A 25,327-nucleotide genomic window follows, 5' to 3' on the forward strand; every position below is an offset into this window, starting at 1 on the left:
CCCGGACGACCTGACTATCGCCCGACCGTGACCCCGGAGGGGAGCACCCATGTCGATACTGCGTTCACGGGTACCACCTCCTCGATCTCTCGCACGGCCACGGCAAACATAGCAGTGGCCGTCGCCGTTCCCAACGGGTTATCGCGGAGCCTCCTCGGAGCCGTCGTACCGGTGCGCAGCCCGATGGAATCGATCAAGCCGGGTGGCTCACAATGTCGGCATGACTGACCAGGGTGGGGATGATCCGGTTTCCGTGTGGCGGGTGGACGATCCGGGGCTGTTGGCGGGGTATGCGATTCCGGCGGTGGTCGCGGTGCGTTCGTTGGTGGGTTGGGGCAGGTGGTTGCTGGCTCCGGAGGTCGCGACGGCTCGGTCGGCCGGCCTGTGGTCGGCGCTGGCTGCCGGGTTCGCGCTCTTCTTCTGGTGGTTGCTTCTGCGGGCCCGGTTGGAGGTAGGACCCGAGGAGATCGTCGTCGTCAACCCGTGGGGGACCCAGCGGTTGAGGCGGGAGGAGGTTGCCTCGGTGCGGCTGGGGACCTGGGGTGCGGAGTTCCATCACTTCGACGGCTTCAAGACCACGGCCTACGCGTTGAGCCACTCGGCCGGCGGAAGGTCGCAGGACCGGCGCCTGGAGGAAGTGCGGGCGGCGCTCGGTGCGGGGGCCACCGCGAAGCCGCGGTGAGGCTCGGTACGATCGCATTCCGTTCAAGGGCGGGCCGACACCTACACGCGGGGGAGTTCGCATGGCCGTCATCCATCAGACCACCATGATGCCCACCAAGCTGGAGCTGCTCACCGGCTGGCTGCCCAGGCAGAGCTGGTACGCGGGCGGTCGAGAAGCCCCGGAACTGATCAAGGCGGGTGGGTTCCGCCTGGACGATCCGGACGGCGAGGTCGGGATCGAGTTCATGGTCGTGGCCGACGCCGGCCCGCAGCCGCCGGTGGCGTATCTGGTGCCGCTGGCCTATCGCGCTGCGGCACTTGAGGGTGCCCCGGACGACGCGTTGATCGGCACGTCCGAGCACGGCGTGCTCGGACGCCGCTGGATCTACGACGGTGTCCACGACCCGGTGGTCATGGCGCAGGTGCGAGCGCTCCTGCGCGGCGAGGCGACGCCCCAGCAACAGAACGCGAGCAACGCCCCCGACCCGACCGTCGCCGTGCACGGATCGGGCCCCGCCGAAGGGCTCGACGTTCGGGTCAACCGGATGCTGCGGTCGGGGGAGGACATCGAGCCGTCGTCCGTACGCCTCGTCGCCGGGTGGACGTGGCCGGACGGAACAGCCGCGCGGGGCGTACTCATGGCCGTCGCTCACGGGTAGACCGGGCCTGGCCGAAAGGCCAGTGCGGCCCGGCGACCACGTCGTTGTCCTTCACTCGGCACGCCAACTGGCCGCATCCCAGGAGCCGTTGTGGCGGACGCAGCCGCCGTCCGCGACCACCAGGCCCTCGCCGGTGTGTCGGCCGGGCCGCAAGGACAGGGCGATGCCGTGGTCGTCGGTGGTGCGGATGGCTTGCAGGCCGCTGTCCCTACCGGTGACCGGGTCGGTCCCCGGACCGACGGTCACCTTCCATCCTTGCGAGGACCAGTGCTCGCGAAGGCGGTCGACGGCCGCGCGATAGCCGGCGTCGCCGTCCGCGAAGCCCGGAGCCCAGGAAACGGACGGCTGGTCACGGGTGACGCCATCCCCGTCGACACCGAGATCGTCCACGCAGGACGCGCTGCTACCGGCAGTCCCCAAGGTCACCGAGCTCGGATTCGACCCCAGGAACAGAACGGTCTCCTCGCCGGCGGCTTCGGTGTCACGTACGTGTTGCAGGAACTGCGCCTCGGAACGGACCGTCCCGCCCGAGAGAGCCGTGCACCCCTCGGCAAGCCCCGCGATGAGGAGCACCACCGCGGCCCCGGCAGCGGAAAGCCCCAGGACCTGGTAACGGAGGCGGGAAGCAGGTGCGTCGGGAGGAGTCGTCGTCATGAAGCCATCCGAACACCGCCACCCGGGGCGGTGACACCGTCGCCGTACTCAGTTCTGGTACTCACGGCGGCCTGGGTGCCCAGCTGCTGAGGTCGGCGGCCGGGCCGCGGCACGGCCCCACATCGAGGCGCGACGCGAGAACTTGGGCTCAGCCCAGAGCGAGCAGCATCACGTCATGCAGTTCCCCGCCCTGACCCCCAAGCCGCGCCTCGCCGATCTTGCGGTATCCCCACGACCGGTATGCCGCCGGCGCGGCCTCGCTCGCCGGGTGGACGTTCAACAGCACCCGCTCGGCTCCGGTCCCGTCGAGCAGGGTCTTGTGCAGTTGCCGTGCCACCCCCTGGCCGCGCCATTGTGCGCGGACAGCGAGTTCCATGAGTCCGAACGTGCGGTGCCCGTTCTCGCGCCGCATGTCGTCGGACACGGGCTTGGTGAGTTCGTCCCACCACACCGTGTCGGGCCGGAGAGCACAGCCGTACGCCATGCCGATCGGCTCACCCTTCGAGCTTCGGGCCAGGACGGCGCGAAAGGCGAGCCTGCGCGTCAGCGCGGGGAAGTGGCGGAAGGCTGCGGCGACATCATCCGCGGTCTCGTAGTACGGAGGCTCCGCGAACGCTTCGGCGTAGACCAGCCTGAACGCGTCCGTCGCCAGGACCGCGGCCGCTCCATCCATCGGCGTGGTCGAGATGGTGCCTTGCAGCGACATGTGGGTCTCCGGGGGTGGTTGATGGTGGGTGTGCCCGTCGCTGATCTCGTCAGACAGCGACAGCGGCCCGGCTCAGGTCAGAGGAAGTGCCCGCTGGCAAGGTAGGGCGCGGGAACGGGCATGTCGCGGACCGCGATATAGCCTTCCTGGCCGATGTCGAGCCGTGCGGCCAGGCCTACGTCGATCGCCCACTCATTGGGAGTGGTGATGCAATTGACCAGGGTTGATCCCTGCGACGAGGCGAGGGCTTCCCACAACAGGTTCTGTGCGGTTGCCGGGTCCGAGGCGGCCAGCAGCGACGCACGCCCTCGCTCGTCGAGGTAGACGTATCCCGGCGTCGATCGGTCGCGGCTGACGACGAGTCGCAGTGTGTCGAGCATGTAGGCGTGGTCCGGCCCGTGGCCCGCAGTACGCAGGCGCTGATCGAGCTCGTCCATCCACGCGAGGTCGTCGGCCCGGCCTTCCCTGAGGCCATCGACCGCGGGAAGCGTGGACCGGTCCACGGTGCCGACCATGCGCATCTGAGGGTGGAGCGAGAACTTCGCCGCCCGGTACCGGCGTGTGGCGCCGGGATGCACGCTGGAGGAGAAGATGCCGGGCCGCCCGTCGGCATGGGCGAGAGCGGCGTCCAACAATCGCTTGCCGATGCCCCGTCCTTGATGGCTGGGCAAGACCCCGTAGGTGGCGAGGAACCACAGACCACCGCGGTTCTGCGCAATGGCGAACCCCACGGCACCGGTGGCTCCCGCCGCCTCGTCAACCGCGACCCAGCATCCCTCCGGATCCACGTCCAGGAAGAAGCGCATGCGGTCGATCCACTGCTTGGAGGCCGCTGCGGACCGGGGTTCAGGTTCCGGATCGCCGACCCGTCTGGAGCCACGCTCCGACGCGAAGAACGTCACCGCCGAAGCCGCCTCCGCAGAGGGGAGATCGTCCTCCTGTAACAACCTGACCTGTACGGATTCCATTCCGCCAGCGTAGCCATCGGCCGCGCCGGGACGCATTCTCTTTTTCCTGCCGGGAGTTGCTACCGGCCCACTCGCCGATTCGGTGGCGGTCGAAGTGGAGCTGCACGCAACGACGTGTCGCGAGTGGCGGATTCGGGTCGATCACCTTGTCCCCGGCGTCGCCTGGGCCGGGTTGTCGGGGTCGGGCCGGTCGGCCGGGGCGATCCCGGCAAGGATCAGTTCCAGGCCGACCTGGAAGGCTTCCCTCGCCTCCCGCTCCAAGTACGGTGTCGTGTCGGCCAGTTCGTCCCGTACGCCGTCGGCGGCGGCAGCGGTGGCATGTGACTCCAGCGCCGCCAGGGCCGGGAAGCGCTCGGCGAAGTCCGGCGCCACCTCGGTGAGCAGGGCCGTCCGCTCCGCCCACCACTCCTCGTCGGACACCCCGGTCTCCGGCGCCGCTTGGCGGCGTTCCGCGGCGATACGGGTCATGCCCCGGACGAACTGGAACAGCACGGCGATGACGCGGCGGGTCCGCAACGGGTCCAGGCCGGCGCCCTGCATGATCCGTACCACGGTCTCCAACTGCGTGTACTCACCCGGCCCGAGCACCGGTCTGGCCTGGGACACCTGGAGCACCCATGGATGCCGCAGATAGAAAGCCCAGGTGTCCTCGGCCCAGTCCGCGATCGCCGTGCGCCATCCCGGGGCGGTGTCGTACGCGGTCGGCAGCTCGGCCAGCACGCGGTCGTGCATGAGGTCGACCAGCTCGCTCTTGCTCGGCACATAGGTGTAGAGCGCCATCGCCGTCCGGCCCAGCCAAGCCCCTACCGCGCGCATCGACAGGGCGGCCATTCCCTGCTCATCGGCGACGGCGATGCCCGCGGCCACGATCGTGTCGACGTCGAGTCCGGGCTTGGGTCCGGGCGCGGCCCTGGTGCCCTGGGGACTGGCCGAGCGCCAGAGCAGGGCCATCGAACGACGGGCGTCGCCCTGTCCGGCGAAGATAACCACCTTGCAACTCCTTGCGGCGTAAAGTAACGTCCCCGCACGCATCCCCTTACGGCGTAAAGATATCAGGTGGACCCGGGGTCCCGCCTCGGGATGTCCGCACTCTTGGAAGGCTCTCGATGGCAGCGCTCCCGGTTTCATTCATCCAGGTCACCGACATCACCCGCGTCACCCCGCGCATGGTCCGCGTCACCTTCGACGCCGACCGGATCGACGACTCGGTCGGCCGCACTCCGGACCAACAGGTCAAGCTGTGTTTCCCGCGGCCCGGCCAGCACAGGCCCGTCCTGCCGGAACAAAACGACGATGCGACCAGCTGGTACCAGGCCTTCCTGGCCATTCCGGAGAGCGAGCGGCCGTGGATGCGCAGCTTCACCATTCGCCGACGCCTGCCGGGGACCAACACCGTAGAAATCGATTTCGTCCTGCACGGGGACAGCGGACCGGCCACCAGGTGGGCCGGATCCGCCGGGCCCGGTAGCCGCCTCGGCATGGTCGGCCCGTCGTCGCTCTACTCCGCGCCCGTCGCCCTGACGGAGTCGATCGCGGACTCCGACTGGCTGCTCCTCGCCGGCGACGAGACCGCGCTCCCGGCCATCGCCACCCTGCTGGAGGCGCTGCCCGAGCGATCCCGCGCCCTGGCCTTCATCGAAGTCGCCGACGCCGCGGAACGCCAGGACCTCGGGGTCGCCGCGAACACCACCGTCAACTGGCTCTACCGCGACGGGACTTCGGCGGGCCGGAGCGGCCGGCTGGTCGACGCCGTACGTGAGGCGGAGTTCCTCCCCGGCCGCCCGTTCGCCTGGCTGGCCGGAGAGTCGGGGGCCGTCCGCGCGCTCCGCCGTCATCTGGTCGACGACCGGGGCCTGGACAAGCGGTCCATCGAGTTCAGCGGTTACTGGCGGTTCAAGCTGACCCAGGACGACGCGCCCACCGCGGAGGACATGGCCGAGGCGCAGGAACGGCTCGCGGAGTTCCAGGCCGCTGCTGCTGCGGCCACTGCCTCTGCCACTGCCGCCACCGCCACCGACGACCGCCAGGTGCGTCAGGGATGAACCTCGCGGAGGGGCCGGCATCCAGCTGTGTCCCTCCAGAGCGACGACCCCCGGCTCGACCACGATCGGAGGTCTCCACCGACCAGCCCACCCGTACTGCCCGTCGTACCGACCGAGGAGCACATGTGAGTACCGACGCCATCAAGGTGACCGGTGCACGGGAGAACAACCTCAAGAACATCTCGGTGGAGATCCCGAAGCGGAGCCTGACGGTCTTCACCGGCGTCTCCGGCTCGGGCAAGTCGTCCCTGGTCTTCGACACCGTCGCCGCCGAGGCCCGGCGTCAGCTCAACGAGACCTTCACCGCCTTCGTCCGCACCTTCCTGCCCGACCACGGCCGTCCGGTCATGGACGCCATCGAGAACCTCTCCGCCGCGGTCGTCATCGACCAGCAGCGCCTGGGCGGCAATCCGCGCTCCACCGTGGGCACCGTCACGGACATCAACCCGCTGCTGCGGCTGCTGTTCTCACGCGCGGGTGACCCCATGGGCCTGCCGACCAGCGCCTTCTCGTTCAACGACCCCCAAGGCATGTGCCCGGCCTGCGAGGGACTCGGCAGGGTCGTGGAACTCGACCTCGACTCCTTCCTCGACCGGAGCAGATCCCTCAACGAGGGCGCGCTGCTGCACCCCGAATTCTCCACGGACAGCTGGTACTGGCTGAGTTACGTGAAGTCGGGCTTCTTCGACAACGACAAGCCCGTGGCCGACTTCACCGAGCAGGAGCTGCGTCTGCTCCTCCACGGCGAGATGCCACAGAAGCTGCGCCTGGACTGGCAGGGCAACGCGCTGAGCGTCAAGTACGAGGGCGTGGTGGCCAAGTTCACCAGGCTCTACATCAAGAAGGACGACATGTCCGAGCGCAGCCGCCAGGTCTTCCAGCGGTTCGTACGCTCGGCCCCCTGTCGGGACTGCGCGGGCACCCGCCTGGCACCCGCCGCCCGTGCCTGCCGGATCGCCGGCCACCACATCGCCGACCTCACCTCGATGGACGTCGAGCGCCTGGGTGCGGTCCTGGCGGAGTTGGACGTACCCCAGGTGAAACCGGTCCTCAAGGCCCTGGTCTCCCGTCTCCGGCACCTGGTCGACATCGGTCTCGGCTACCTGAGCCTGGACCGGGAGACCAGGACGCTGTCGGGCGGCGAATCGCAACGGATCAAGATGGTCCGGCACCTGTCCAGCAGCCTGACCGACATGCTGTACGTCTTCGACGAACCGAGCGTCGGACTGCATGCGCGCGACGTGCACCGGCTCAGGGAACTCCTGCTCGAACTGAGGAACAAGGGCAACACGGTGCTCGTGGTGGAGCACGACCCGGACGTCATGGCGATCGCGGACCACGTGGTCGACATGGGTCCGAAGGCCGGAGCGCTGGGTGGTGAAGTGGTGTACGAGGGCGGCTTCACGGGTCTTGTGGCGGCCGACACCCTCACCGGCCGCCACCTTCGCCACCGCCTGCCGATGAAGGCCGAGCACCGCCGCCCGACCGGGGTGCTGACCGTCACCGGCGCGAACAGCCACAACCTCCGCGATGTCACGGTCGACTTTCCCACCGGTGTCCTGACCGTCGTCACCGGCGTGGCCGGATCGGGGAAGAGTTCCCTCGTCAACGACGGACTACTGAGCTGGCACCCGGACGCGATCGTGATCGACCAGTCCCCGGTGACGGGCAACCGGCGTTCCAGCACAGCCACCTACACCGGACTCCTCGACCCGATCCGCAGACTGTTCGCCAAGGCCAACGGCGTCAGCGCGTCGCTGTTCAGCGCGAACTCGAAGGGTGCCTGTGCCAACTGCCAGGGCCTGGGCGTGCTGTACACCGACCTCGCGTTCCTGGAGACCCTCAAGTCCGGGTGCGAGGTCTGCCAGGGCCGTCGCTTCGCCGACGAAGTGCTCGGCCACCGGCTGCGCGGCCGATCGATCAGCGACGTACTGGCCATGACGGCGGCCGAGGCGCTGGACTTCTTCACCGAGCCCAAGCTCCGCCGCACCCTGCACGCGCTGAACGAGGTGGGTCTGGATTACGTGGGGCTCGGCCAGCCGCTCAGCACCCTGTCCGGCGGCGAGTGCCAGCGCCTCAAGCTCGCGGCCGATCTGCACCGCGTCGGCAGCGTCTACGTGATGGACGAGCCCACCACGGGCCTGCACATGGCCGACACCCACCGCCTGCTCGGCATCGTCGAGCGCCTCGTGGATCAGGGCAACACCGTGATCGTCATCGAGCACAACCTTGACGTCGTCAAGAACGCCGACTGGATCATCGACCTCGGCCCCGAGGGCGGTGGTGGCGGTGGGACGGTCCTGTTCGAGGGCCCTCCGGCCGACCTCCTGAAGGCCACCGGCTCGCACACCGCCGAGTACCTGCGCCGGGACCTGTCCGGCGTCTGAAGCCAGGAGGCGAACCGGGTCTGTGCCCCACCGGGCTGGTACGCAAGGAAGCCCTCCGTCCGCAGGGGCGCGGCGGAGGGCTTCCCAGGAGCGGGACTCAGTCGATGACGACGATGCCGCTCTCACGGCCGCCGGCAGCGCCGTCGGTGGCCCAGCCGTAGCCGCTGCCCGCGGTGTGCACGTGGGAGGTGTGGGCGAAGCCGGACCAGTGTCCGGCGACGAACGGCTCGTCAGCGGTGACAACACCCTCGTAGCGACCGCCGACGGCGACGTCCGCGTAGGCGGGGGCGGACAGACCGGCCATCGTGAGCGCAACGGCGGAAGTGACCACGACTCGGGCCAGCATGCTCTTCATCAGAGTTCCTCTCAGCGGGGGGACGTCCCCCGAGTTAACGCAGACGGGAGGCCCAACCGGTCGCTGTACGCGCCAGCCCACGGAGCAGATCACCCAATTCGCCCCACGCCCGGGGCGCAGGTGCAGGTGCAGCGCGGACGGTGATCAATGGAAGAATCGCCAAGGTGACGGTACGAAACAGTGATATCGAGAAGGCGGCCGGGGTGCTGCGCGCGGGAGGGCTTGTGGCCCTCCCGACCGAGACCGTCTACGGTCTCGGCGCCAATGCCGAGGACCCCGCCGCGGTGGCGCGCATCTTCCAGGCCAAGGGGCGGCCCTCCTCCCACCCCTTGATCGTTCACATCAGCGGCGCGGACGGTCTCGACGAGTGGGTCGAGGACGTTCCGCCCACGGCACGGCTGCTGGCCGAACACTTCTGGCCCGGTCCGCTGACCCTGGTGCTGCCGCGCGGTCGTCGCGTGCCTCGCGAGGCGACCGGTGGTCTGGACACGGTGGCCGTGCGTGTGCCCGCCCACCCCGTCGCGCTCGCGCTGCTTTCGGAGTTCGGCGGGGGAATCACAGCCCCCTCCGCCAACCGCTTCGGCTCGGTCAGTCCCACGACGGCCGACCACGTCCGTGCGGAACTCGGCGCGGCCGTCGACTTCGTGCTGGACGGTGGCCCGTGCGAGGTCGGCGTCGAATCGACGATCGTCGACGTCACCGGCGAGGTGCCCAGTATTCTGCGGCCCGGCGGGGTGACGCGCGAGGAACTCGAAGCAGTGCTGGCACGTCCGATCGCGGTCCCCACAACGAGTTCCGTCCGGGTACCGGGCCAGCATCCGTCCCACTACGCGCCGCGAGCACGCGTCATCCTCGTGGAAGCCGACAAGCTCGTGGCCGAAGCGGAACGCGCGCAGGAGCGCGGACACCAAGTGGGTGTCTTCCTGCCGTCCGGCGCCGCGACTCCGTCCAAGGTGCACGCGGTGGTCACCCTGCCGAGCTCCCTGGCCGCCTACGCGCGCGGACTGTACGGGTTCCTGCGTGAGCTCGACGAGCGGGGATGCGACCTCATCATCGCCTCCCTACCGGCCGAGGAGGGGCTGGGGCTGGCGATCGCCAACCGGCTCCGCCGCGCCGCGGGGCCCCGGCCCGGTGCCGACCAATAGGGCCAACAGGCTCAACCCGCAGGGTAGTTGGTCAGGTGCTGATCTGGCCTGCCCGTCGGGCCACTTGTCGGGTGCGACCCGCTGGCCGGTGACGCCGTCGAGCTGCCGGGCGAGGAGCTGAGCGCTCGCCGCCTCGGCGCCGGCTGTCTTTGCCGGCTGCCGTCGCGCGGTGGTCCCGGTGACGGTGACGGTTGCCCGGGGCGGAACGGGGTCCCTCACCGCCTCGGAAGTGAAACCGATGATGCGACCTGACCTGGTGATCGTGAAGTCGAGCCGCATGGGCATCAGGACGCCCTGACGGTGGCGGCGGTACGTCACCAGGTATGCCGCATCCGGTCCGTCATCAAGCGTGCGGACCGTCTGGTCGCTTCCGGCAAGGCTGTCGGGGAAGTGTGTCCGGGCGAAACTGCGGGCGACTCCGCCCGCCTGGGCGGCGGTCAGCGTCCCGGCGTCACCGTGCTGGTCGGAGGCCGAGGCCCACTCCAGCGTTCGGTCCGGCCACCAGCCCGAAATCGTCCCGCGGTCCGTCGAAGCGATGATCTTCCATCGGCTCCCGTCCTTCTCCACCTGCGTTCCCGTGGAGCGGGTGCCGGTTCCGAACACCGCCTCCGCCTCGGCCGACAACCAGGTGTCGGAGCCCTCGGTGGCATCCACCACGGCTCGTCGGGAGTCGTCGATCGCGACCACATTCACGCCCGTCACCTGGGAGTTGAAGCCGTAGGCCAGCGCTGCCGAGCCGGCGAGTGCGATGCCCGCGGCCCAGGCGAAGTCGCGGAGCGGTCGACGGAGGGCCCGGCCACCGATCCCGAGCCACACCGCGGCGCCGCCGACACCCACGAGCGCGCCGATCGAGTTGGCGACGACATCGGTGACGGTGCAGGACCGGCCCAGCGACGTCACGGATTGGATGAACTCGATCAGTCCGCTGAAGAGCACGAACACGGCCGCCACCGTTGCGGGTCGACGGAACAGCAGCGTGCTCAGGGCGGCCGGGGGGATGAACAGGCCGATGTTGAGAAGAGAGCTGGACGACGTGAACACGTGCACGGGGAGCCCTGTGTCGCACTGGCCGACGGTCATGCCGGCGGCACCCGGGAGCAAGGTCACCGTGCAGAGGGCCGCCGTGCAGGTGGCCAGCAGCACAGGCAGGAGCAACGGCCTGTTGCGCGCCCTCGATATGAGGGCCGTGATGCCGGCCAGCACGCCGGCGAGGATCAGAAACGACGGGATCAGCCCCGGGACGGCCCCGATGGAAGCTCTGATCACCATGTGGCCTTTGCGTGGGGCGCTGTGGTGGGAGGGGAAGAGCCTCCCCAGCCGCAGCGACTTCCGGAACTAGCACTCCGATCAATCGACGCGCCCATCAAATCACCCCGTGCTCGGCCGCCGTCTCCCACCCTGTAGGAGCCCCAAGTTCCGTTGTGCGGAGACCAGTTGACTATCATCGCGCCGACGGATGGGGGATTCTGCCGGCTTCCGCAGCCGCCGATGCATGGGTGACCCGCTGCGGCCCCGGCCGGGCGAGGCGTGTCGATCAGGGCTGGATGTTCTCCAGGTCCTCCAGGAGGCCGGGGTGCTTCGGCTCCCAGCCGAGTGCACGCCTGGTGTGGCTGCTCGACGAGGGCTGGTCGGCCTCGAAGATCGTGCCGAGCGGGCCGTACGTCTGCGACGGCACCGCTTCGACAGGGAGGCCGAGGCGCCGCCCGATGACCGCGGCGATGTCCCGCACCCTGTCCCCCTCGTCGGCCACGGCGTGCCAGACGCTGCCCGCTTCCGCCCGTTCCAGGGCGAGCCGGAAAAGGACTGCCGCGTCGAGTGCGTGGACGGCCGGCCAGCGTTGTGTGCCGTCGCCCGGGTATCCGGACACGCCGCTCCGGCGTGCGATGTCGGTCAGCAGACCGGCGAATCCACCGGTGCCTTGGTTGTGGACTGTGCGCGGCAGGCGCACGGCCGTACTCCGGACCCCGCGCGAGGCAAGACCCAGGACGGCCGTGACCGCTCGGCCTCGGCCGCCGACCGGCCCGTCGGTCGGGGTCGGGTCGGCCTCGGTGGAGGCGCGGCCCGGCGTCTGCGGCGTACCCGAGACGGTCACGAAGGGGCGGTCGCTGCCGACGAGTTCCTCACCGAGGGCCGCGAGGGCGGCGCTCTCCTCGGCGACGTTCTTCGCCAGGGCCTCGGGGCTGCTGAAGTCGTTGCCGAAGGCGAGGTGGACGACCCCGTCGGCCCGAGAGGCGCCGGTCCGGAGTACGTCCAGCTCGGCGAGCGCTCCCCGGAGCGGCTCGGCGCCGGCCGCCTCGGCGGCCCGCGCGGACGCGTCGGAACGGGCGAGCGCGAGAACGGTGTGGCCGTTGCCGACCAGTTCGGCGACGACCGTGGAGCCGATCAGGCCGGTGGCACCGGTGACGAAGACGCGCATGATGATCCTCCATCAAGTGATGGGACTCTTGTCCCGTCACACGCTACCAGGTGACGGGACAAGAGTCCCATCGCATATGCTGGCCTCATGGGTAGGTGGGAGCCAGGCGCGCGCGAGCGCCTCGTCGTGGCCGCGGTCGACCTGTTCACCGAGCAGGGGTACGACGCCACGACGGTCGCGCAGATCACGGAGCGTGCCGGGGTCACCAAGAGCACCTTCTTCCGGCACTTCCCCGACAAGCGCGAGCTGCTGGTGGCCGGACAGGAAACGCTGAGCCGGCTGCTGACCGAGGGGATCGCCGAGGCCCCCGGCCGTGCCACTCCGCTGGAGGCGGTCGCCGCCGGTCTCGAACGCGCGTCGAGCGCGATGGGTCCGATGAACCGAGAGCTCGCCCCGCGCGTGCAGGCGGCCATCGCCGCGTGCACCGAGCTCCAGGAGCGTGATGCGCTGAAGACCATCAGCCTCGCCGCCGCGATGACGGCAGCCCTGGTCGCCCGCGGACTCCCCGATCCCACCGCGGCCCTCGCGAGCGAGCTGGGCATCCTCGCGTTCAAGCGCGGATTCGCCGAATGGTCCGACGGCGACGCCGACGGCAAGGACGAGCTCGCCGGATACGTCCTGGCGGCCCTGGACGAGCTGCGCGCGGCGAGCGCGAAGCTGGGCTGACCGGCCGGTCCCACCCGCTCATCGACCGCCTGCCGGGCAGGCGCCCTCGCTCATCGGCTGAAGGGGGCCGGGGCCGGGGCGGCGGATTCACCGGGCGGGGCGGATCGGGCCCTTCGGTGCCAGTCTTGCCAGATCGGCGACGAGTTCGCCGAAGCGGGCCTCGCCCAGTACTTCGCGCCACGCGCTGACGGCATCCCGGGCCGCCTGGTCGGCGGCGCGCGTGGCGGCCCAGCCGGTCGCGGTCAGTGCCAGCAGGCGGGCGCGGCGGTCGTGCGGGTGCGGATGCCGCTCCACGTATCCCTTACGGACCAGCTCCTCGACCAGCTGGGCGGCCGCCTGCTTGGTCACCCCCAGGTGTTCGGCCAGGTCGGCCGTGGTGGCACCGCCTGCCGAGATGCGGGCGAAGGCGAAGCCGTGCGCGGGCCTCAGGTCCTCGAACCCCTGCTGGGAAACGGTGGTGTGGATTTCCTGCACCAGCTGACCGGAAAGAGCCAGCACGAGTGCGGAGAAGACCAGGGCGTCGTCCATGGCTTGACTATAGCTCGTCAATCAGCTTGTCTATCAGGACAAGGAACTTGTCTATAGAGAGGTGGGGGCATGCCGTTCATACGCAATGAAGAGGCCGTCGCGCACGAGGTTCACGGTGGCCGTTTCGTTTCCTATGTTCGTCCGGACACCGGCAGCCGGGACCTCGCCGCCTGGCGCGTCGAGATCCCGGCCGCCATGGTGGCGCCGGTTCACGAGATCAGCGAGGAGGAGACGTTCTACGTCCTGAACGGCCGCGTCCGGCTCACCATTGACGGTGAGAGTGCCGAACTCGGCCCGGGGGACGCGGCAGTTGCACCCGCAGGTTCCGAACTGGCAGTCAGCAATACCACTGACCAGGCCGCCCACATGTGGGTCACCACGCGGGTCGGGCTCACCGCCCGCCTGGCCGACGGCAGCAGCATGACCCCGCCCTGGGCTCGATAGTGCGGTGAACGTCGGTGCTGAACGTCGGGCCCGGCCTCACGCATGCAGGGAGCGGGGCGGAAGGGAGCTGGTAGCTGGACTAGAGTCCTGTTCATGGCGACCCTCGTTCCTGCTCCCTTCGGCGACTTCGACGCTGCCTACCCCGCGCTTGAGGTCTCCGCGGACCTCGCCGAGCCGGTGGCCGGTGCTCTCACGAAGTGGGGCGCCTCCGATGCGGCCCGAGCGGTTCTCTACGTCGATACCGATCCGGCCAAGGCCGACACCGCCGTCTTCGCCGAGGCGTACAAGGTCCCGCTCGATGCCTCCGCGAACTGCGTGGTGGTCGCCGCCAAGCGCGGCGGCGAGACCACACTTGCCGCCTGCCTCGCACTCGCCGGTACTCGGGTGGACGTGAACAGTGCCGTGCGCAAACACCTCGGCTCGCGCAAGGCGTCCTTCGCGCCGATGGACGTCGCCGTGGCCGAGAGCGGGATGGAGTACGGGGGCATCACTCCCGTCGGCCTTCCCGCCCGCTGGCCGCTGCTCATCGACGCGGCGGTGGTCGAGACCCCGTTCGTCCTGGTCGGCAGCGGCCGACGTCGCGGCAAGCTGATCGTCCCGGGCTGGGCGCTGGCACAGCTTCCGGGGGCCGAGGTCCTCCAGGGGCTGGCTCGCTGAACTCCCCTTCCGGCTGCCGGCTTGGGCGACGCGTGCCGCGGCTCTCCGGCCCCGGCCAGCTGTCGTAGGGTGCGTCGTATGAGCCCGAGAATCGCTTCCAACACCCCTGTTGAACGTGCGCAGTTGCTGGAGTTCGTTCGTTCCCGGCACCGCGCGATCCTGCTGACCCGACGTGCTGATGGCGGACCGCAGGGGTCGCCGCTGACCTGCGGCGTCGATGCCTCTGGGCGTCTGGTGATGTCCACGTACCCCGACCGTGCCAAGACGCGCAACGCCCGCAGGGACGAGCGGGTCAGTGTCATCGTCCTGTCGGACGAGTGGGACGGGCCGTGGGTGCAGGTGGACGGCACGGCCGAGGTCATCGATGCGCCGGAGTCGGTCGAGCCGTTGGTGGACTACTTCCGCAGCATCAGCGGCGAGCACCCTGACTGGGCGGAGTACCGCGCGGCAATGCTGAAGCAGGGCAAGTCCTTGATCCGCGTCACGCCGGTGCGCTGGAGCCCGGTGGCGACGGGCGGATTCCCGGCGCGGCTGGCTCAGGAGTAGAGGCTTCCTTCCGCTCTGCCCTGAAGTCTCGGCCGGTCGGCGAACGAGCCCTTGGCCGTGGCCGTGTGCCCGAGTTCGTGCCGATCGGGATCTCGCTGCGCGGCGGATTCGGAATTGGTCTGGACCTTGACAGGTGCAGACCATTCCGCTTGAGTCTGCCCCGATCCCACTTGACTCCTTGAAGGAGTGGTCGCGTGTCGAGACAACGGCTCATAGCTCTTCTCACCGCGCTGGCGGTCGCGGTAGGACTCGCCCTCACCGTGCCGCTGGCATCCACGGCCTCCGCGGCCGCCACCTGCGCCGGCGCCTGGAATTCGTCCTCGGTCTACACCGGTGGTACGTCCGCTTCGTACAACAGCCACAACTGGCAGGCCAAGTGGTGGACTCAGGGCGAGACGCCCGGTGTTGCCACGGTCTGGGCCGATCAGGGGGCCTGCGGCGGTAGTTCGGGCGGTACCGGTGGAAGCTGCGACTACCCGGCGTGGGCCGCGGGCCACGCCTACGTGGCCGGTGACATCGTCAGGTACACCGATGGCAACTACTACATCGCCGAGCACGACAACCCGGGCTACGACCCGGTCATCAGCACCTGGTACTGGGATCCGTACAGCTGCGGCGGCGGCCCGACGACCCCGCCGTCCAGCGGTTCCTTCGTCGTCAGCGAGGCCCAGTTCAACCAGATGTTCCCGAACCGGAACTCGTTCTACACCTACAGCGGCCTGACTGCGGCGCTCAGCGCCTACCCGGGCTTCGCGAACACCGGCAGCGACACGGTCAAGAAGCAGGAGGCGGCGGCCTTCCTCGCCAACGTCAGCCACGAGACCGGCGGCCTGGTGTACATCGTCGAGCAGAACACCGCCAACTACTCGCACTACTGCGACGCGACCCAGCCCTACGGCTGCCCGGCCGGTCAGTCCGCCTACTACGGGCGCGGCCCGATCCAGCTGAGCTGGAACTTCAACTACAAGGCGGCGGGCGACGCGCTCGGTATCGACCTGCTCCACAACCCGAACCTCGTGCAGACCGACTCGGCCGTCGCCTGGAAGACCGGCCTGTGGTACTGGAACACCCAGAACGGCCCCGGCACCATGACCCCGCACAATGCCATGGTGAACGGAGCGGGCTTCGGCGAGACCATCCGGAGCATCAACGGCAGCATCGAGTGCAACGGCGGCAACCCGGCCCAGGTGCAGAGCCGGATCAACGCGTATCAGAGCTTCGTGTCGATCCTCGGGGTGCCGGCGGGCAACAATCTGAGCTGCTGATCCATCCACGAGCCAGGCCGATGCGCCCCTGCTCGGAGCGGGCAGGGGCACATCAACTGCCGTGCGGTGAAACAAAGTTGAGTCAGAACACGGCCTGTTCCAGACGGTGGCTGCCTCCTTGCGCCGAGCTGAGGACCGAGACGTCACGCAGTGGACGCGGTGCCGACGAAGGTGGCCCTGCGGCCCCGGTCCGGTGGGGGAGCGGGGCCGCAGGGCACGTGTGACGCGTCAGGCGCAGCGTCCGGTGGGCCGCGTGCGGGTCACCACCTGACTGATGCCGGTGGTCGCGTCGATCCAGACCACCTGGCCGCCGGCCGCCGCGGCGGCCGAGAGCTGGTCGCCGCGGTTGCACGAGACCCGGCCCTTGCGCGCGCCCTCGTCCGAGGGCGACGCGGTCGCCGAGAACTGCCACAGCTTGGCGAGCGACTCATTGCGGTACTCCGGGTCGTACGTCCGGGCTCCGACCGTCACCGCGTCCTCGGACACGGTGAGGTCGTACGCGTTCAACGCGTCCGGGCCGCCCTCCGGGCTGAGGTCGACCACGCCCGACCCGTCGAGTCCGGACCGGCGCAGTGCCGTGCTGCCGTCGCCGTCCTTCTCGTCGGTCAGCCAGTAGACGTGGGTGCCGTTGACGGCCGTCGGGCCGAGGCTCGCGTTGGCGGGTGCCTCCTGCACCACCGTGTCCGTACCGGCCGGGACATCCACGACACGGGTCGTGTACTGGTAGGTGACGGGTCTGCCGGCGACCCGTTGCATGTCCTGGTAGACGACCTTGCCGTGGCTCACCGACGGGAAGTACGCCCGGTGGTAGGTGCCCCCGCCGAGCTGGACCACGTTCGCCGGGTCCTTCAGGCTCAGATAGGCGATGCCGGGCCGGCCGCCGTAGTTGTAGTAGGGGAACGCGACGGTGTCACCGTCCACGGCCGTCGAGGCGCCCACGCTCCCGCTGGTGTGCCACAGGGTGCGCACCGGGCCGCCCGCGAGCGGCCGGGCCAGGATGTCCACCCCGTTCGCCCCGTACGCCTGCCACACCACGGTCTTTCCGTCGGTGGCCGGATTCACGTGGTAGCGGCCGTCGTTGGGGCTCATCAGTTTCAACTGGCCCTTGCCGTCGGCCCGTCCGGCCCACACCGAGTACGGCTCCGAGCCCGCCTCGTTGGACGTGGACGCCGTCCACCAGCCGCCGCCCGCGCCGACCCGCGAGTTGCTCGTGTTGACCCGGTCGAGGAGTCGGTCCGAGTCCACGCCGAGGGCCAGTTCCCAACCGGGCGCGATTCCATGGGCGTTGAAGGCCCGCTGCACGGCCTTGAGGCCGCTCGCCGGAACCTTGAGGTCCTTCGCCGCGGCGAGCACCGCGGCCCGGCCCTGCGTGAAGCCGTCGATCGGGGTGAGGTACTCGGTGAGGGCCTTGTAGACGACACGATCGGCCACGGCCGCGCCGAGGTCCTGCCGTATGTTCCACAACGCGCCCGAGAAGATGGTCGAGTTGAGGTGGACGCCGCCGTTGTCGGTGCCGAAGCCCACGCCGAGGAACGACTTGGCGGTGGTCCGCCCGTCCCCCATGTCGCGCAGGGCGCAGGCGCGCGGGGTCTTGGTCCGGCAGAGCCGTTCGCCGAGGAGGCCGGAGTCCGGGCTGTCGGTCGGGATGCCGTAGACGCTGTTCTCGATGGCGTTGCCGAAGTAGTCGGCGATGGCCTCGTTCATGGCCCCGGACTGGCCGGCGTAGACGAGGCCCGCGGAGTGCTCGATGACGCCGTGGGTCATCTCGTGGCCGACCACGTCGAGCCCCGCGGACAGCGGCCGGTATTCGGCGTCACCGGTGCCGTACACCATCTTCTGGCCGTCCCAGAAGGCGTTGACGTACGGCTGCCCGTAATCGGTAACGCCCACCAGGGAGTTGACGGTCATGCCGTGCCCGTCCAGGCTGTCCCGGCCGAAGTTGGTCTTGAAGTAGTCGTGGACCTGGCCCGCGGCCCAGTGGGCGTCCACCGCGCCGGAGTCGGTCGCCTCGGTGCCGAACGCCGTTGTCGGGGAGGCCACTTCCAGGATGTCCTCCGGCCAGGTGCCGACCAGGTCACTGGCCCACTTGCCACGTGCGTCCCAGGTGGCGAGGACGTTGTCGCCCTGGAGCCGCGAACGGTCCCGCAGTACATAGGAGTTGCGCGTCTCGTCGCGGTCCACCTGGAGTTCGACGGGCTTTCCGTCGAGCCGGACGCCGGTGCCCGCGACTCCGGACGCGGGGGAGGAGGCGGGCCGGGCCGCGGGTATGGGGACGGAGGCGGCTTGTGCCGCCGGGGCTGTCCCCGCCGGCGTGACGGGCGCGCCGAACGTCTGGATCCCGCTGTACTGGAGGACCGGATATCCGGCCTGCGCGTCGATGTACACCTCGCGCGCCACCGGTTCGGCGCTCGCCGGATCCTTGCCCCGTACGGTGATGTGCCGGGCGAGCACCCCGCCCCCGGCCGGCAGGACCACCAGCCCGCGGGCCGTGCCGGTGAGCTGCGGCTCACTCTCCTCGCTGCCCGGGCGCGGGGTGAACTTCTTCGCGCGCAGATCCGTAAGGACTGCGTCGACCGCGCGCTCGGCGGCCAGTTCGTCACTGATGGCAGCTGTCGTACCGGTCCGCAGCCCGGTGAAGTACTGACCCGAGGTGCCCGTGACGACCCGTCGTCCGTCCTTCTTCTCCATGCGAACGAGGTACTGGCCGCCGAGCACCGGCACGCCCTGATGCTTCTGCTGGAAGCGCACGGTCTCCTGTCCGCCCCCGCCGGTCACGGTGCCCACCGGGTCCAAGTCCCGCGCCGGGGAGGCGATCCCGTACCGGCTCTGCTTTCCCGCGAGGTAGGCGCGGGCCGCCTCGGCCGCGCTTCCCTTGTCCGGCGCCTGCTCACGGATGCCCTGCACCATGCCGGGCGTCGCCGTGTGCTGCCCCGGGACCACATCCGCGGGGCCGGGCGGCGAAGCGGCCTGGGCGGCTGTGGCCGGAGCGACCGAGACGACGAGTGCGGCGGCGCTGATCAGCACCGCCGCACTCGCTCTGCGGGATCTTCCGTTGGTATGTGCTCTCGCTCTGGTCGAGCGCGTTCTTGAACGCGGCATCCTCTCCCCAACCCCCTGGCACGTCCTGTCGGCGGCACGGCGCCGCCGGGCTGTGCTCATGGAACCTGCGATGCGCCGAGGCATCAATGGGGCAGGGGCCGCACGGACGAGTTCCGGCCGCGCGGCCACGGGGGAGTCGGGGCGAGACCCCGAAGAGGCAGCTAGGAGGAGGCGGGGAAGGACTTCAGCCAGGTCCCGTCGTCCTGGGCGGTGGCGTCGGTGTAGCCGCAGCCGTCGGCCTGGGCCGCGGCACCGGGGTAGGCCACCTCGATGGCGACCTTGGGGAAGTCCTTGGCGAACGCCGCGACCGCGACCCGGCCGTCCTTGACGGGTCCGCGTTCGCAGTCCAGCCGGACGGTGCCCCGCTCGATGCCCGACAGCCACTGTCGGAAGGCCTGCGGGCGCATGACGGGCTCGGGCACCATCTGGGTGCTGAGGTCCAGGGCGATCCCGTCCAGGACGGCGGTCACCTCGTCGAGCGGAGCGGATCCCGACTTCGGCGCCGGGTAGAGGTAGGAGGAGTGCGGCTGTTGGTCGATCGCGGTCGTCGTGCCGATGTAGCGCTTGCCCGACTTCCCCCCGGCGAACTTGACCTCGAAGTTGCCGGTGGCCGCGGCCACCGGGCTCCCCGGGTAGGTCTTCGCCCACAACTCGTCGCCGCCCTGCGTGGCGTCGCCTATGCCGTAGGCCCCGTACAGGCCGCCACCCGCCTCGATCAGGGCCGCCGACCTGCCGCCGCGTACGGCGTTGCGGTAGCGCACCCGGAGGGTCAGGGTCGGGTAGTCCCTGCGGAAGTCCTTGATCACCGAGCGGCAGGAGTGGCACGGCCCCATGTCGGAGTACAGGTCCAGCGTGCCCTTGCGGACCGCTCCGATGCGTGCCGTGTAGTCGGCTGTGCTGGTACAGCCCAGGTGGTGGTAGATCTCGTCGGCGAGAAGGTTCACCACTTGGCGTTCGGCGTCCTTGCTGTGCTGGCGGCCCTTGAGGGCGCCGGTCCAGTCGGCGGGCTCGGGGATGTCGTTGTAGTAGTTGTCCCCGCGCGGCGCCTGGTGCGAGACGCTCTGGAACTCTCCTTCGAGATCGGGATAGCCGATGAAGGCGATCGAATACGTCAGGGTCGCCTTGTTCGTGAATGCGGCGGTTGTCATGTGCTGAGCTCCCCCACTCCGTCACAGGATGTACCGGGCGGTCGCCCCCGGCGCCCGGGCGCGCGGAGCGCTGGACGGGCCCCGGCGGGCGGCCTCAGGTGACTTCCCCTCCAGGGGACCGGCCAACCCCGGCCGGAGCGGGGGAGATTGGTGCACAAGAACGCCCAGTCGCACGCCCTCAGCGCACATGTCCTTTCTCAAGCCGGGCCCGGTGCAGAGGAAGCCGTGGGCGGACGGGCTCGGCTGTCGTCAGTGGCCCCCCTTCGGCGGTTGGCAGGCGCTCCCGTCGGGATAGCCCGCGAAGGCGTCCGCCTTCGTGGCGTCGCGGCTCATCGTGCCCTCCACGCACCAGGGAGAAGCCCCGAGGTCGATCAGGAACCCCACGCCCGTCGGGCCGTCCTCGTACGCCTGCACCTTGGCGGCGGAGTAGCCGAGCCCGGTGAGGGCGTCATGGGCGTGGTCCGGGACGAAGTCCCCTCGCCGGCGCAGCGGTTCGAGTGCTTTCGTCACGCGCGACACGACGGCAAGGCCGTCACAGCGACTCTGGCCGTGGAGCGGGATCGGCACCCGGAATCCGTGGTTCTCGGCGTAGTGATCCGTCGGCGGCACGGTCGAGGAGGCCGAGGCGGTCGCCGAGGGAACGGACGGCTTGGCACTCTCACCGGGGCAGGGGGAGTCCACCGGGGCGCTGGGCTGAGTCACCCCGGTCGGCGTGGCACGCGCGTCCGGGTTCGGGCCGGCGGCATCGCCCGCACGCTGGGTGCCACACGCTGTCCCCAGCAGCAGTAGGACGGCCGACAACGGCAGTATGCCGAGGCGCGCACTCATCTTCCCTCGTGTCGTCATGCCTCGATTTTCACGCATGGCCCGGCGGGTGCCGCGGGCACCCCTGCCGTTCGTCTCCCGGCTCCAACACCGGCTCCTCCAGGCTGATTTGCAGCTCCGCCGCGCACTTGCGACAAGCCGGTGGAGTCGAGTCGAGTCGTTGCCGGGGCTCCGGATCGTGAGCCGCACCGAAGCGACAGCGAGGGAACGCGGAGGCCGCTCGCCGCCGCGTGGATGCCTTGCTCGACTGCGTCCGCCTGACCAGACCCCCTGTGAGAGAGCTGTGAAGGATCGATGTATCGTTCGAGCAAATATGTCGCGGTCCATACCAATCGCGCCATCCTCTACGACCAGCCGGGGGGCTAGTTCATGAAGTTCATCAAGCGCCGCGCGTACCAGCGCGCGCTCGCGGCCACCGCCATCACCGCGGTGATGGCCACCGCCGCAAGCACCGCCGTCGCCGCCGGGAACCCGACCGACGCCAAGGCGCAGCGCGCTCAGGCCGAGGCCCAGGCCCAGCACCGCACCCACGGCCCCGCACGGCTTGCTGCCCCGCGTGCCGCCGCCCCCGGCCAGGTGGCGACGCCCACCTTCTCGATGTCGGCCGTCGACAAGCGGACCGGGAACCTGTACCTGTACTTCCCGGACGGTCAGGGAGGCTTCGATTCCCGGTACGACGTCGGCGTCAACTTCGACTTCGCCGCGTTCCAGGCCCCTGTCGACAACGACAAGGACGGCTACAGCGAGAGCACTTGGCACATCGAAAAGGAAGGCCGGCTGACTTACACCTACCACGTCTCGGAGTTCGAAGTGGACACCAAGACCATCGGCGGGGGCTGGCAGATCTACGACAAGGTCCTCTCTCCCGGGAACCTGGCCGGCGCCGGTGAGGCCGACATGATCGCCCGCGACAAGGCCGGCGTGCTGTGGCTCTACCTCGGCTACCCCGACGGCCGAGTCGCTCCCCGCATCAAGATCGGTGGTGGCTGGGACGCGTACACCGAGATCGCCGGCCAGGGCGACCTGAACGGGGACGGCAAGTCCGACATCGTCGCCGCCGACAAGGCGGGTGTGCTGTGGCTCTACACCGGAACCGGCAACTACAACGCCCCGTTCAAGCCGCGCACCAAGATCGGTGCCGGCTGGAACGCGTACGACCGCATCCTGTCGGTCGGCGACCTCAACCGTGACGGCCGCGCGGACCTCGTGGCCCGCGCCAAGAACGGCGATCTGTACCGCTACTTCGGCAACGGGCGCAGCGGTGACCCGTTCGACGCGCGTGTCAAGATCGGCTGGGGCTACAACATCTACAACCTGCTCTGATCGGACCGTGGTCGCCTCCGCGCCCACCCCGGCAGAGCCACTGAGCCGCAGTGCCCCCTGGAGTGGGGGCACTGCGGCTCGGCGGTGGCTGGATTCGGATCACGGGTCGCACGGCCCGGGGCGGCACGCGGGTGCGGGGGTCTAGGTTCGGCCTTCGACGCCTGGATCGGATGACGGGTGGGTGGCCGCCGCCGTCCAAGGACGGTGCCGGCTGGAGTCGACTGAGCGAACCGATAGGAGTGGCGTGCGGTGAAGGGCCAGGTCGGGCACAGATGGAAGCGTTCCGTCGCGGCGGCGTTCCGCGGCAGGACCGCGGCGGTGATGGGAGCAGTGGCGTTGCTCGCGGCGGTCTTCACGGGCGTGGGGGCCGGTACGGCCGGCGCGGTGGAGAGCGGCACCCGGACTGCCGCAGTGGGGGGATGGACCTGCCCCGGGGTGGCCGTTCCGCCCGGATACGTCATCACGATGTTCAACAGCAGCGGCTGCAACGGCGCGGGCGCGTGGTTGCAGCAGCCCGTCCGTGACGGGATATGGACCTGCTCGGGGTCACCGGTCGTGTCGGGCTACGTCATCACCAACTACGACCGCAACGGCTGTAGCGGAGTGGGCGGCTGGTACCACCAGTTGGTGCGCAACGGCATCTGGACCTGCCCGTACTCGCCGATCCCGGCGGGGTACCGCAGCACCACGTATGACGCGCGCGGATGCAGCGGTCTCGGGGCGTGGCTCACCATCCGTTCCTGACGTCGATCGCGACGCAGCACTTGCTGTGACGCGGCATGCGCCCTGACGTAGCACCCGCTCTGAGGCAGCAGTCGGTCCGATGGTGCGCACGACCGCGGGCAGTGCTCGCCACACAGCAGCGCAGGCACCTCCCGATCGAGGGGTGCCTGCGCCGCTCTCCGATCCGGCTGCTCCCAGGCCCGTTTTCGCCGTGCACACCACTTTTCGCCGGGCACACCACGCGGACGCTGCAAGGCCTAACGTCGGCGCACGTTGGCCTTCACTGCGTCTCGGATCGGAGTGGGCCCTGCGTTGAGTTCAAGAATCTGCCGGCCGATGAGGGGTTCGTGCAGCAACTCGGCGAGAGCTCCAGCGACATCGGCGCGAGCCACCTGACCGTGGAACTCGGCCGGGCCGAGTGACACCGTGCCCGTTCCGGGGTCGTCGACAAGCAGTGATGGGCGCAGAATGAGCCAATCCAGATCACTACGGCTGAGCGCGATGTCCGCCTGCTTCTTCACGGCGAAGTAGTACTCGACCTCGTCGCCGAGGTCCCGCTCCCGCCAGGACTCCGGGAGTACCGAAACCAGTGCAAGACGATCGACCCCCGCACGGCGGCTTGCCTCGATCGTTTTCGTGACACCATCGCCGTCGATGGCTTTGGTCGTCTCCATGCTGCCGCCGTTGGACCCCGCAGCGAACACGATGGCGTCGACGTCGCCGAAGGCCGCCGCCAGAGCTTCCACGGACAGGTCGGCGAGATCCCCGACCGTCGCCTTGACGCCGCGCGCGGCGAGGTCGGCGCGCTGCTCGTCGCGGCGTACAAGTCCTTGAACGCCGTCTCCCCTGGAGAGAAGCTCCTGGGCGAGCAGCCCCCCGATCTTGCCGGTGATCCCCATGATGAATACATCCATCGTGAAAGCTCCCTTCGTCTCGGGCGTCGAGGCGGTCGCAGTCTTCCCCGGGTCGTAACGGCCCAACAGCTCGATCGCCAACGGCATTCCGCGGCCCAGCCGCACATCGCGCCCCAGCGGGGCGAAGTCATGGTGACCAGAAGACGGGGGAGCGCGTTCCACCCTGTGCGGGCCCTCGATGTCGTCGCACCGCGGTAGCGGACCTGCGCCCAGGTCCCGGCGAGTTGCCGGGTCCTCACCCGGTCCGTACGAGAGGACCCCCGCCGCCGATCGCGTCGAGGATGTGGGGCCATGCGGCCTCGCCGAGCAGTGCGTCGGCTTCAGGCGTACCTCCGTACCGGAAGCGGGGGGACGCGGAGGCAGGGTGTTCGCCCGGCAGGCGGGGCCGATGGCCGGCATCGTGGCGTGCGATCAGGCGCACGGCGGCTCCGGTCGAGCGCCGGCGGCGCGCGAGTTGTTCGGCGGAGGGCAGAGACGGCCACATCGCGTCGTCGCCACCCGCGACCAGGATGAGATCGGCCCGGGCCGCCTCCACCGGAATCTCCGCTGCCGGAAGGCGGTGGGAGAAGGTGCGTTCGCTGAGTTCGTACCAACTCCGGACGGCGACCGGCGGCTCGGGGAAGGGCCACGCGTCATCCATCGGTACGAAAGGCAGTGCCCGCTCCTGCCACGTCCAGGAGGAGCGGTACGGGTATCGCTCGCCGTCGCGCCCCGGACCGACGTTGCACCAGACCCGTGAAGTGGGCGACAACGCGACGACCGCATCCACTCGCGGATCGTGCACCGCGGTGAGCAGGGCGGCCTCGGCGCCCTTGGAGGCGCCCAGAATGGTGATGCGCCGCGCCCCCTCCCGTTGGAGGACGTCGACGGCGGCTGTGAAGGTCTCCAGAGGGACTTCGCAAATTCCAGGGGCCTGCCCGGGACCGCCGAACCACCTGATCGTCAGGGCGACAACTCCCTGCCGGGCGAGGAGACGCGCGCGCTCACGTTCCATCCGCCCACTGGAGCCGGCCAGTACGAGCACTCCCACGTCGCTGCCTCGCGCAGGAGCGACGAGAAGCCCCTCCCACGGTTCGGTCAGCTGGTACTCGGCGGTGTCCACGATGCCCATGCGCGCTCCTGGCGGACGAACTAGGTTCTGTCTCTCCGATCACGAATGGAGAGACAGAACTGTCGGCGAAGTGAAGCCTGCTT

25 protein-coding genes are annotated in these 25,327 nt (G+C 69.7%); 12 read left to right on the top strand and 13 right to left on the bottom strand.

What is annotated here, in order from left to right:
• The first annotated feature begins 220 nt into the window (after window positions 1–220).
• Window positions 221–682 carry a PH domain-containing protein gene (locus CG740_RS40750; protein ID WP_234376042.1) on the top strand — a complete coding sequence of 154 codons (462 nt, stop codon included), beginning with the start codon at window positions 221–223 and terminating at the stop codon, window positions 680–682.
• Between the two features lie 61 nt (window positions 683–743).
• Window positions 744–1,322 (top strand): maltokinase N-terminal cap-like domain-containing protein, encoded by a 579-nt coding sequence (locus tag CG740_RS04700; protein WP_100573550.1) that lies wholly within the window; start codon window positions 744–746, stop codon window positions 1,320–1,322.
• A gap of 51 nt (window positions 1,323–1,373) precedes the next feature.
• Here CG740_RS04700 and CG740_RS04705 read toward each other — a convergent pair whose 3' ends face one another.
• The 4 genes from CG740_RS04705 to CG740_RS04720 all read right to left on the bottom strand — a co-directional run bounded on the left by CG740_RS04705 (window position 1,374) and on the right by CG740_RS04720 (window position 4,640).
• Window positions 1,374–1,976 carry a hypothetical protein gene (locus CG740_RS04705; RefSeq protein ID WP_159030225.1) on the bottom strand — a complete coding sequence of 201 codons (603 nt, stop codon included), beginning with the start codon at window positions 1,974–1,976 and terminating at the stop codon, window positions 1,374–1,376.
• A gap of 148 nt (window positions 1,977–2,124) precedes the next feature.
• A complete protein-coding gene (locus tag CG740_RS04710) occupies window positions 2,125–2,682 on the bottom strand; it encodes a GNAT family N-acetyltransferase (RefSeq protein ID WP_199846325.1) in 558 nt (185 codons plus the stop codon).
• A gap of 77 nt (window positions 2,683–2,759) precedes the next feature.
• On the bottom strand, window positions 2,760–3,650 hold the full coding sequence (locus tag CG740_RS04715) for a GNAT family N-acetyltransferase (RefSeq protein ID WP_100573698.1): 891 nt from the start codon (window positions 3,648–3,650) through the stop codon (window positions 2,760–2,762).
• A gap of 141 nt (window positions 3,651–3,791) precedes the next feature.
• The gene (locus tag CG740_RS04720) at window positions 3,792–4,640 is read right to left on the bottom strand and encodes a TetR/AcrR family transcriptional regulator (RefSeq protein WP_100573552.1); all 849 of its coding nucleotides are present in this window, start codon (window positions 4,638–4,640) and stop codon (window positions 3,792–3,794) included.
• Between the two features lie 116 nt (window positions 4,641–4,756).
• On the opposite strand from CG740_RS04720, the gene CG740_RS04725 reads away from it, so the two are divergent.
• Window positions 4,757–5,692, top strand: a complete 936-nt coding sequence (locus tag CG740_RS04725; protein ID WP_100573553.1) for a siderophore-interacting protein — start codon at window positions 4,757–4,759, stop codon at window positions 5,690–5,692.
• A gap of 125 nt (window positions 5,693–5,817) precedes the next feature.
• Window positions 5,818–8,079, top strand: a complete 2,262-nt coding sequence (locus CG740_RS04730) for an ATP-binding cassette domain-containing protein (protein ID WP_199846326.1) — start codon at window positions 5,818–5,820, stop codon at window positions 8,077–8,079.
• A 97-nt stretch (window positions 8,080–8,176) separates the two neighbouring features.
• Here CG740_RS04730 and CG740_RS04735 read toward each other — a convergent pair whose 3' ends face one another.
• Window positions 8,177–8,434, bottom strand: coding sequence for a hypothetical protein (locus CG740_RS04735; RefSeq protein WP_100573555.1), 258 nt, complete (start codon window positions 8,432–8,434; stop codon window positions 8,177–8,179).
• Window positions 8,435–8,598: 164 nt separating this feature from the next.
• Between CG740_RS04735 and CG740_RS04740 the strand changes: the two genes are divergently transcribed.
• Window positions 8,599–9,579 (top strand): L-threonylcarbamoyladenylate synthase, encoded by a 981-nt coding sequence (locus CG740_RS04740; RefSeq protein WP_100573556.1) that lies wholly within the window; start codon window positions 8,599–8,601, stop codon window positions 9,577–9,579.
• Here CG740_RS04740 and CG740_RS04745 read toward each other — a convergent pair.
• Both CG740_RS04745 and CG740_RS04750 read right to left on the bottom strand, forming a co-directional pair.
• A complete protein-coding gene (locus CG740_RS04745; RefSeq protein WP_100573557.1) occupies window positions 9,496–10,848 on the bottom strand; it encodes a VanZ family protein in 1,353 nt (450 codons plus the stop codon). The two genes, CG740_RS04740 and CG740_RS04745, sit on opposite strands and share 84 nt — an antisense overlap.
• A gap of 265 nt (window positions 10,849–11,113) precedes the next feature.
• On the bottom strand, window positions 11,114–11,995 hold the full coding sequence (locus tag CG740_RS04750) for an SDR family oxidoreductase (protein WP_100573558.1): 882 nt from the start codon (window positions 11,993–11,995) through the stop codon (window positions 11,114–11,116).
• Between the two features lie 87 nt (window positions 11,996–12,082).
• Between CG740_RS04750 and CG740_RS04755 the strand changes: the two genes are divergently transcribed.
• On the top strand, window positions 12,083–12,661 hold the full coding sequence (locus tag CG740_RS04755; protein ID WP_100573559.1) for a TetR/AcrR family transcriptional regulator: 579 nt from the start codon (window positions 12,083–12,085) through the stop codon (window positions 12,659–12,661).
• A gap of 87 nt (window positions 12,662–12,748) precedes the next feature.
• On the opposite strand, the gene CG740_RS04760 is transcribed toward CG740_RS04755, so the two are convergent.
• The gene (locus tag CG740_RS04760; RefSeq protein ID WP_100573560.1) at window positions 12,749–13,189 is read right to left on the bottom strand and encodes a MarR family winged helix-turn-helix transcriptional regulator; all 441 of its coding nucleotides are present in this window, start codon (window positions 13,187–13,189) and stop codon (window positions 12,749–12,751) included.
• A 69-nt stretch (window positions 13,190–13,258) separates the two neighbouring features.
• Between CG740_RS04760 and CG740_RS04765 the strand changes: the two genes are divergently transcribed.
• The 4 genes from CG740_RS04765 (at window position 13,259) to CG740_RS04780 (ending at window position 16,101) form a co-directional block, all read left to right on the top strand.
• Window positions 13,259–13,633: a cupin domain-containing protein gene (locus CG740_RS04765; protein WP_100573561.1), complete on the top strand. Its 375-nt coding sequence runs from the start codon at window positions 13,259–13,261 to the stop codon at window positions 13,631–13,633.
• Window positions 13,634–13,726: 93 nt separating this feature from the next.
• Window positions 13,727–14,290, top strand: a complete 564-nt coding sequence (locus tag CG740_RS04770; RefSeq protein ID WP_100573562.1) for a YbaK/EbsC family protein — start codon at window positions 13,727–13,729, stop codon at window positions 14,288–14,290.
• 78 nt (window positions 14,291–14,368) lie between these two features.
• Window positions 14,369–14,836: a PPOX class F420-dependent oxidoreductase gene (locus CG740_RS04775; RefSeq protein ID WP_100573563.1), complete on the top strand. Its 468-nt coding sequence runs from the start codon at window positions 14,369–14,371 to the stop codon at window positions 14,834–14,836.
• Window positions 14,837–15,030: 194 nt separating this feature from the next.
• Window positions 15,031–16,101 carry a glycoside hydrolase family 19 protein gene (locus tag CG740_RS04780; RefSeq protein WP_100573564.1) on the top strand — a complete coding sequence of 357 codons (1,071 nt, stop codon included), beginning with the start codon at window positions 15,031–15,033 and terminating at the stop codon, window positions 16,099–16,101.
• A gap of 228 nt (window positions 16,102–16,329) precedes the next feature.
• On the opposite strand, the gene CG740_RS04785 is transcribed toward CG740_RS04780, so the two are convergent.
• The 3 genes from CG740_RS04785 to CG740_RS40755 form a co-directional block, all read right to left on the bottom strand.
• Window positions 16,330–19,125, bottom strand: a complete 2,796-nt coding sequence (locus tag CG740_RS04785) for a M4 family metallopeptidase (protein ID WP_442802798.1) — start codon at window positions 19,123–19,125, stop codon at window positions 16,330–16,332.
• Between the two features lie 236 nt (window positions 19,126–19,361).
• Window positions 19,362–20,348: a deaminase domain-containing protein gene (locus tag CG740_RS04790; RefSeq protein ID WP_100573566.1), complete on the bottom strand. Its 987-nt coding sequence runs from the start codon at window positions 20,346–20,348 to the stop codon at window positions 19,362–19,364.
• 249 nt (window positions 20,349–20,597) lie between these two features.
• Window positions 20,598–21,194 carry a hypothetical protein gene (locus CG740_RS40755; RefSeq protein ID WP_234376043.1) on the bottom strand — a complete coding sequence of 199 codons (597 nt, stop codon included), beginning with the start codon at window positions 21,192–21,194 and terminating at the stop codon, window positions 20,598–20,600.
• 348 nt (window positions 21,195–21,542) lie between these two features.
• On the opposite strand from CG740_RS40755, the gene CG740_RS04800 reads away from it, so the two are divergent.
• On the top strand, window positions 21,543–22,496 hold the full coding sequence (locus tag CG740_RS04800; protein ID WP_100573567.1) for an FG-GAP repeat domain-containing protein: 954 nt from the start codon (window positions 21,543–21,545) through the stop codon (window positions 22,494–22,496).
• 249 nt (window positions 22,497–22,745) lie between these two features.
• Entirely contained in the window at window positions 22,746–23,240 is a 495-nt protein-coding gene (locus CG740_RS04805; RefSeq protein WP_234376044.1) for a hypothetical protein, read from the top strand.
• A gap of 236 nt (window positions 23,241–23,476) precedes the next feature.
• Here CG740_RS04805 and CG740_RS04810 read toward each other — a convergent pair whose 3' ends face one another.
• Complete coding sequence (locus CG740_RS04810) at window positions 23,477–24,214, bottom strand: NAD(P)H-binding protein (protein WP_234376045.1); 738 nt, start codon at window positions 24,212–24,214, stop codon at window positions 23,477–23,479.
• A gap of 154 nt (window positions 24,215–24,368) precedes the next feature.
• Window positions 24,369–25,244: an acyl-CoA thioester hydrolase/BAAT C-terminal domain-containing protein gene (locus CG740_RS04815; RefSeq protein ID WP_100573568.1), complete on the bottom strand. Its 876-nt coding sequence runs from the start codon at window positions 25,242–25,244 to the stop codon at window positions 24,369–24,371.
• Window positions 25,245–25,327 lie beyond the last annotated feature (83 nt).

This window comes from Streptomyces sp. CB01201 (genome assembly GCF_002803085.1).
GTDB lineage: Bacteria > Actinomycetota > Actinomycetes > Streptomycetales > Streptomycetaceae > Streptomyces > Streptomyces hundungensis.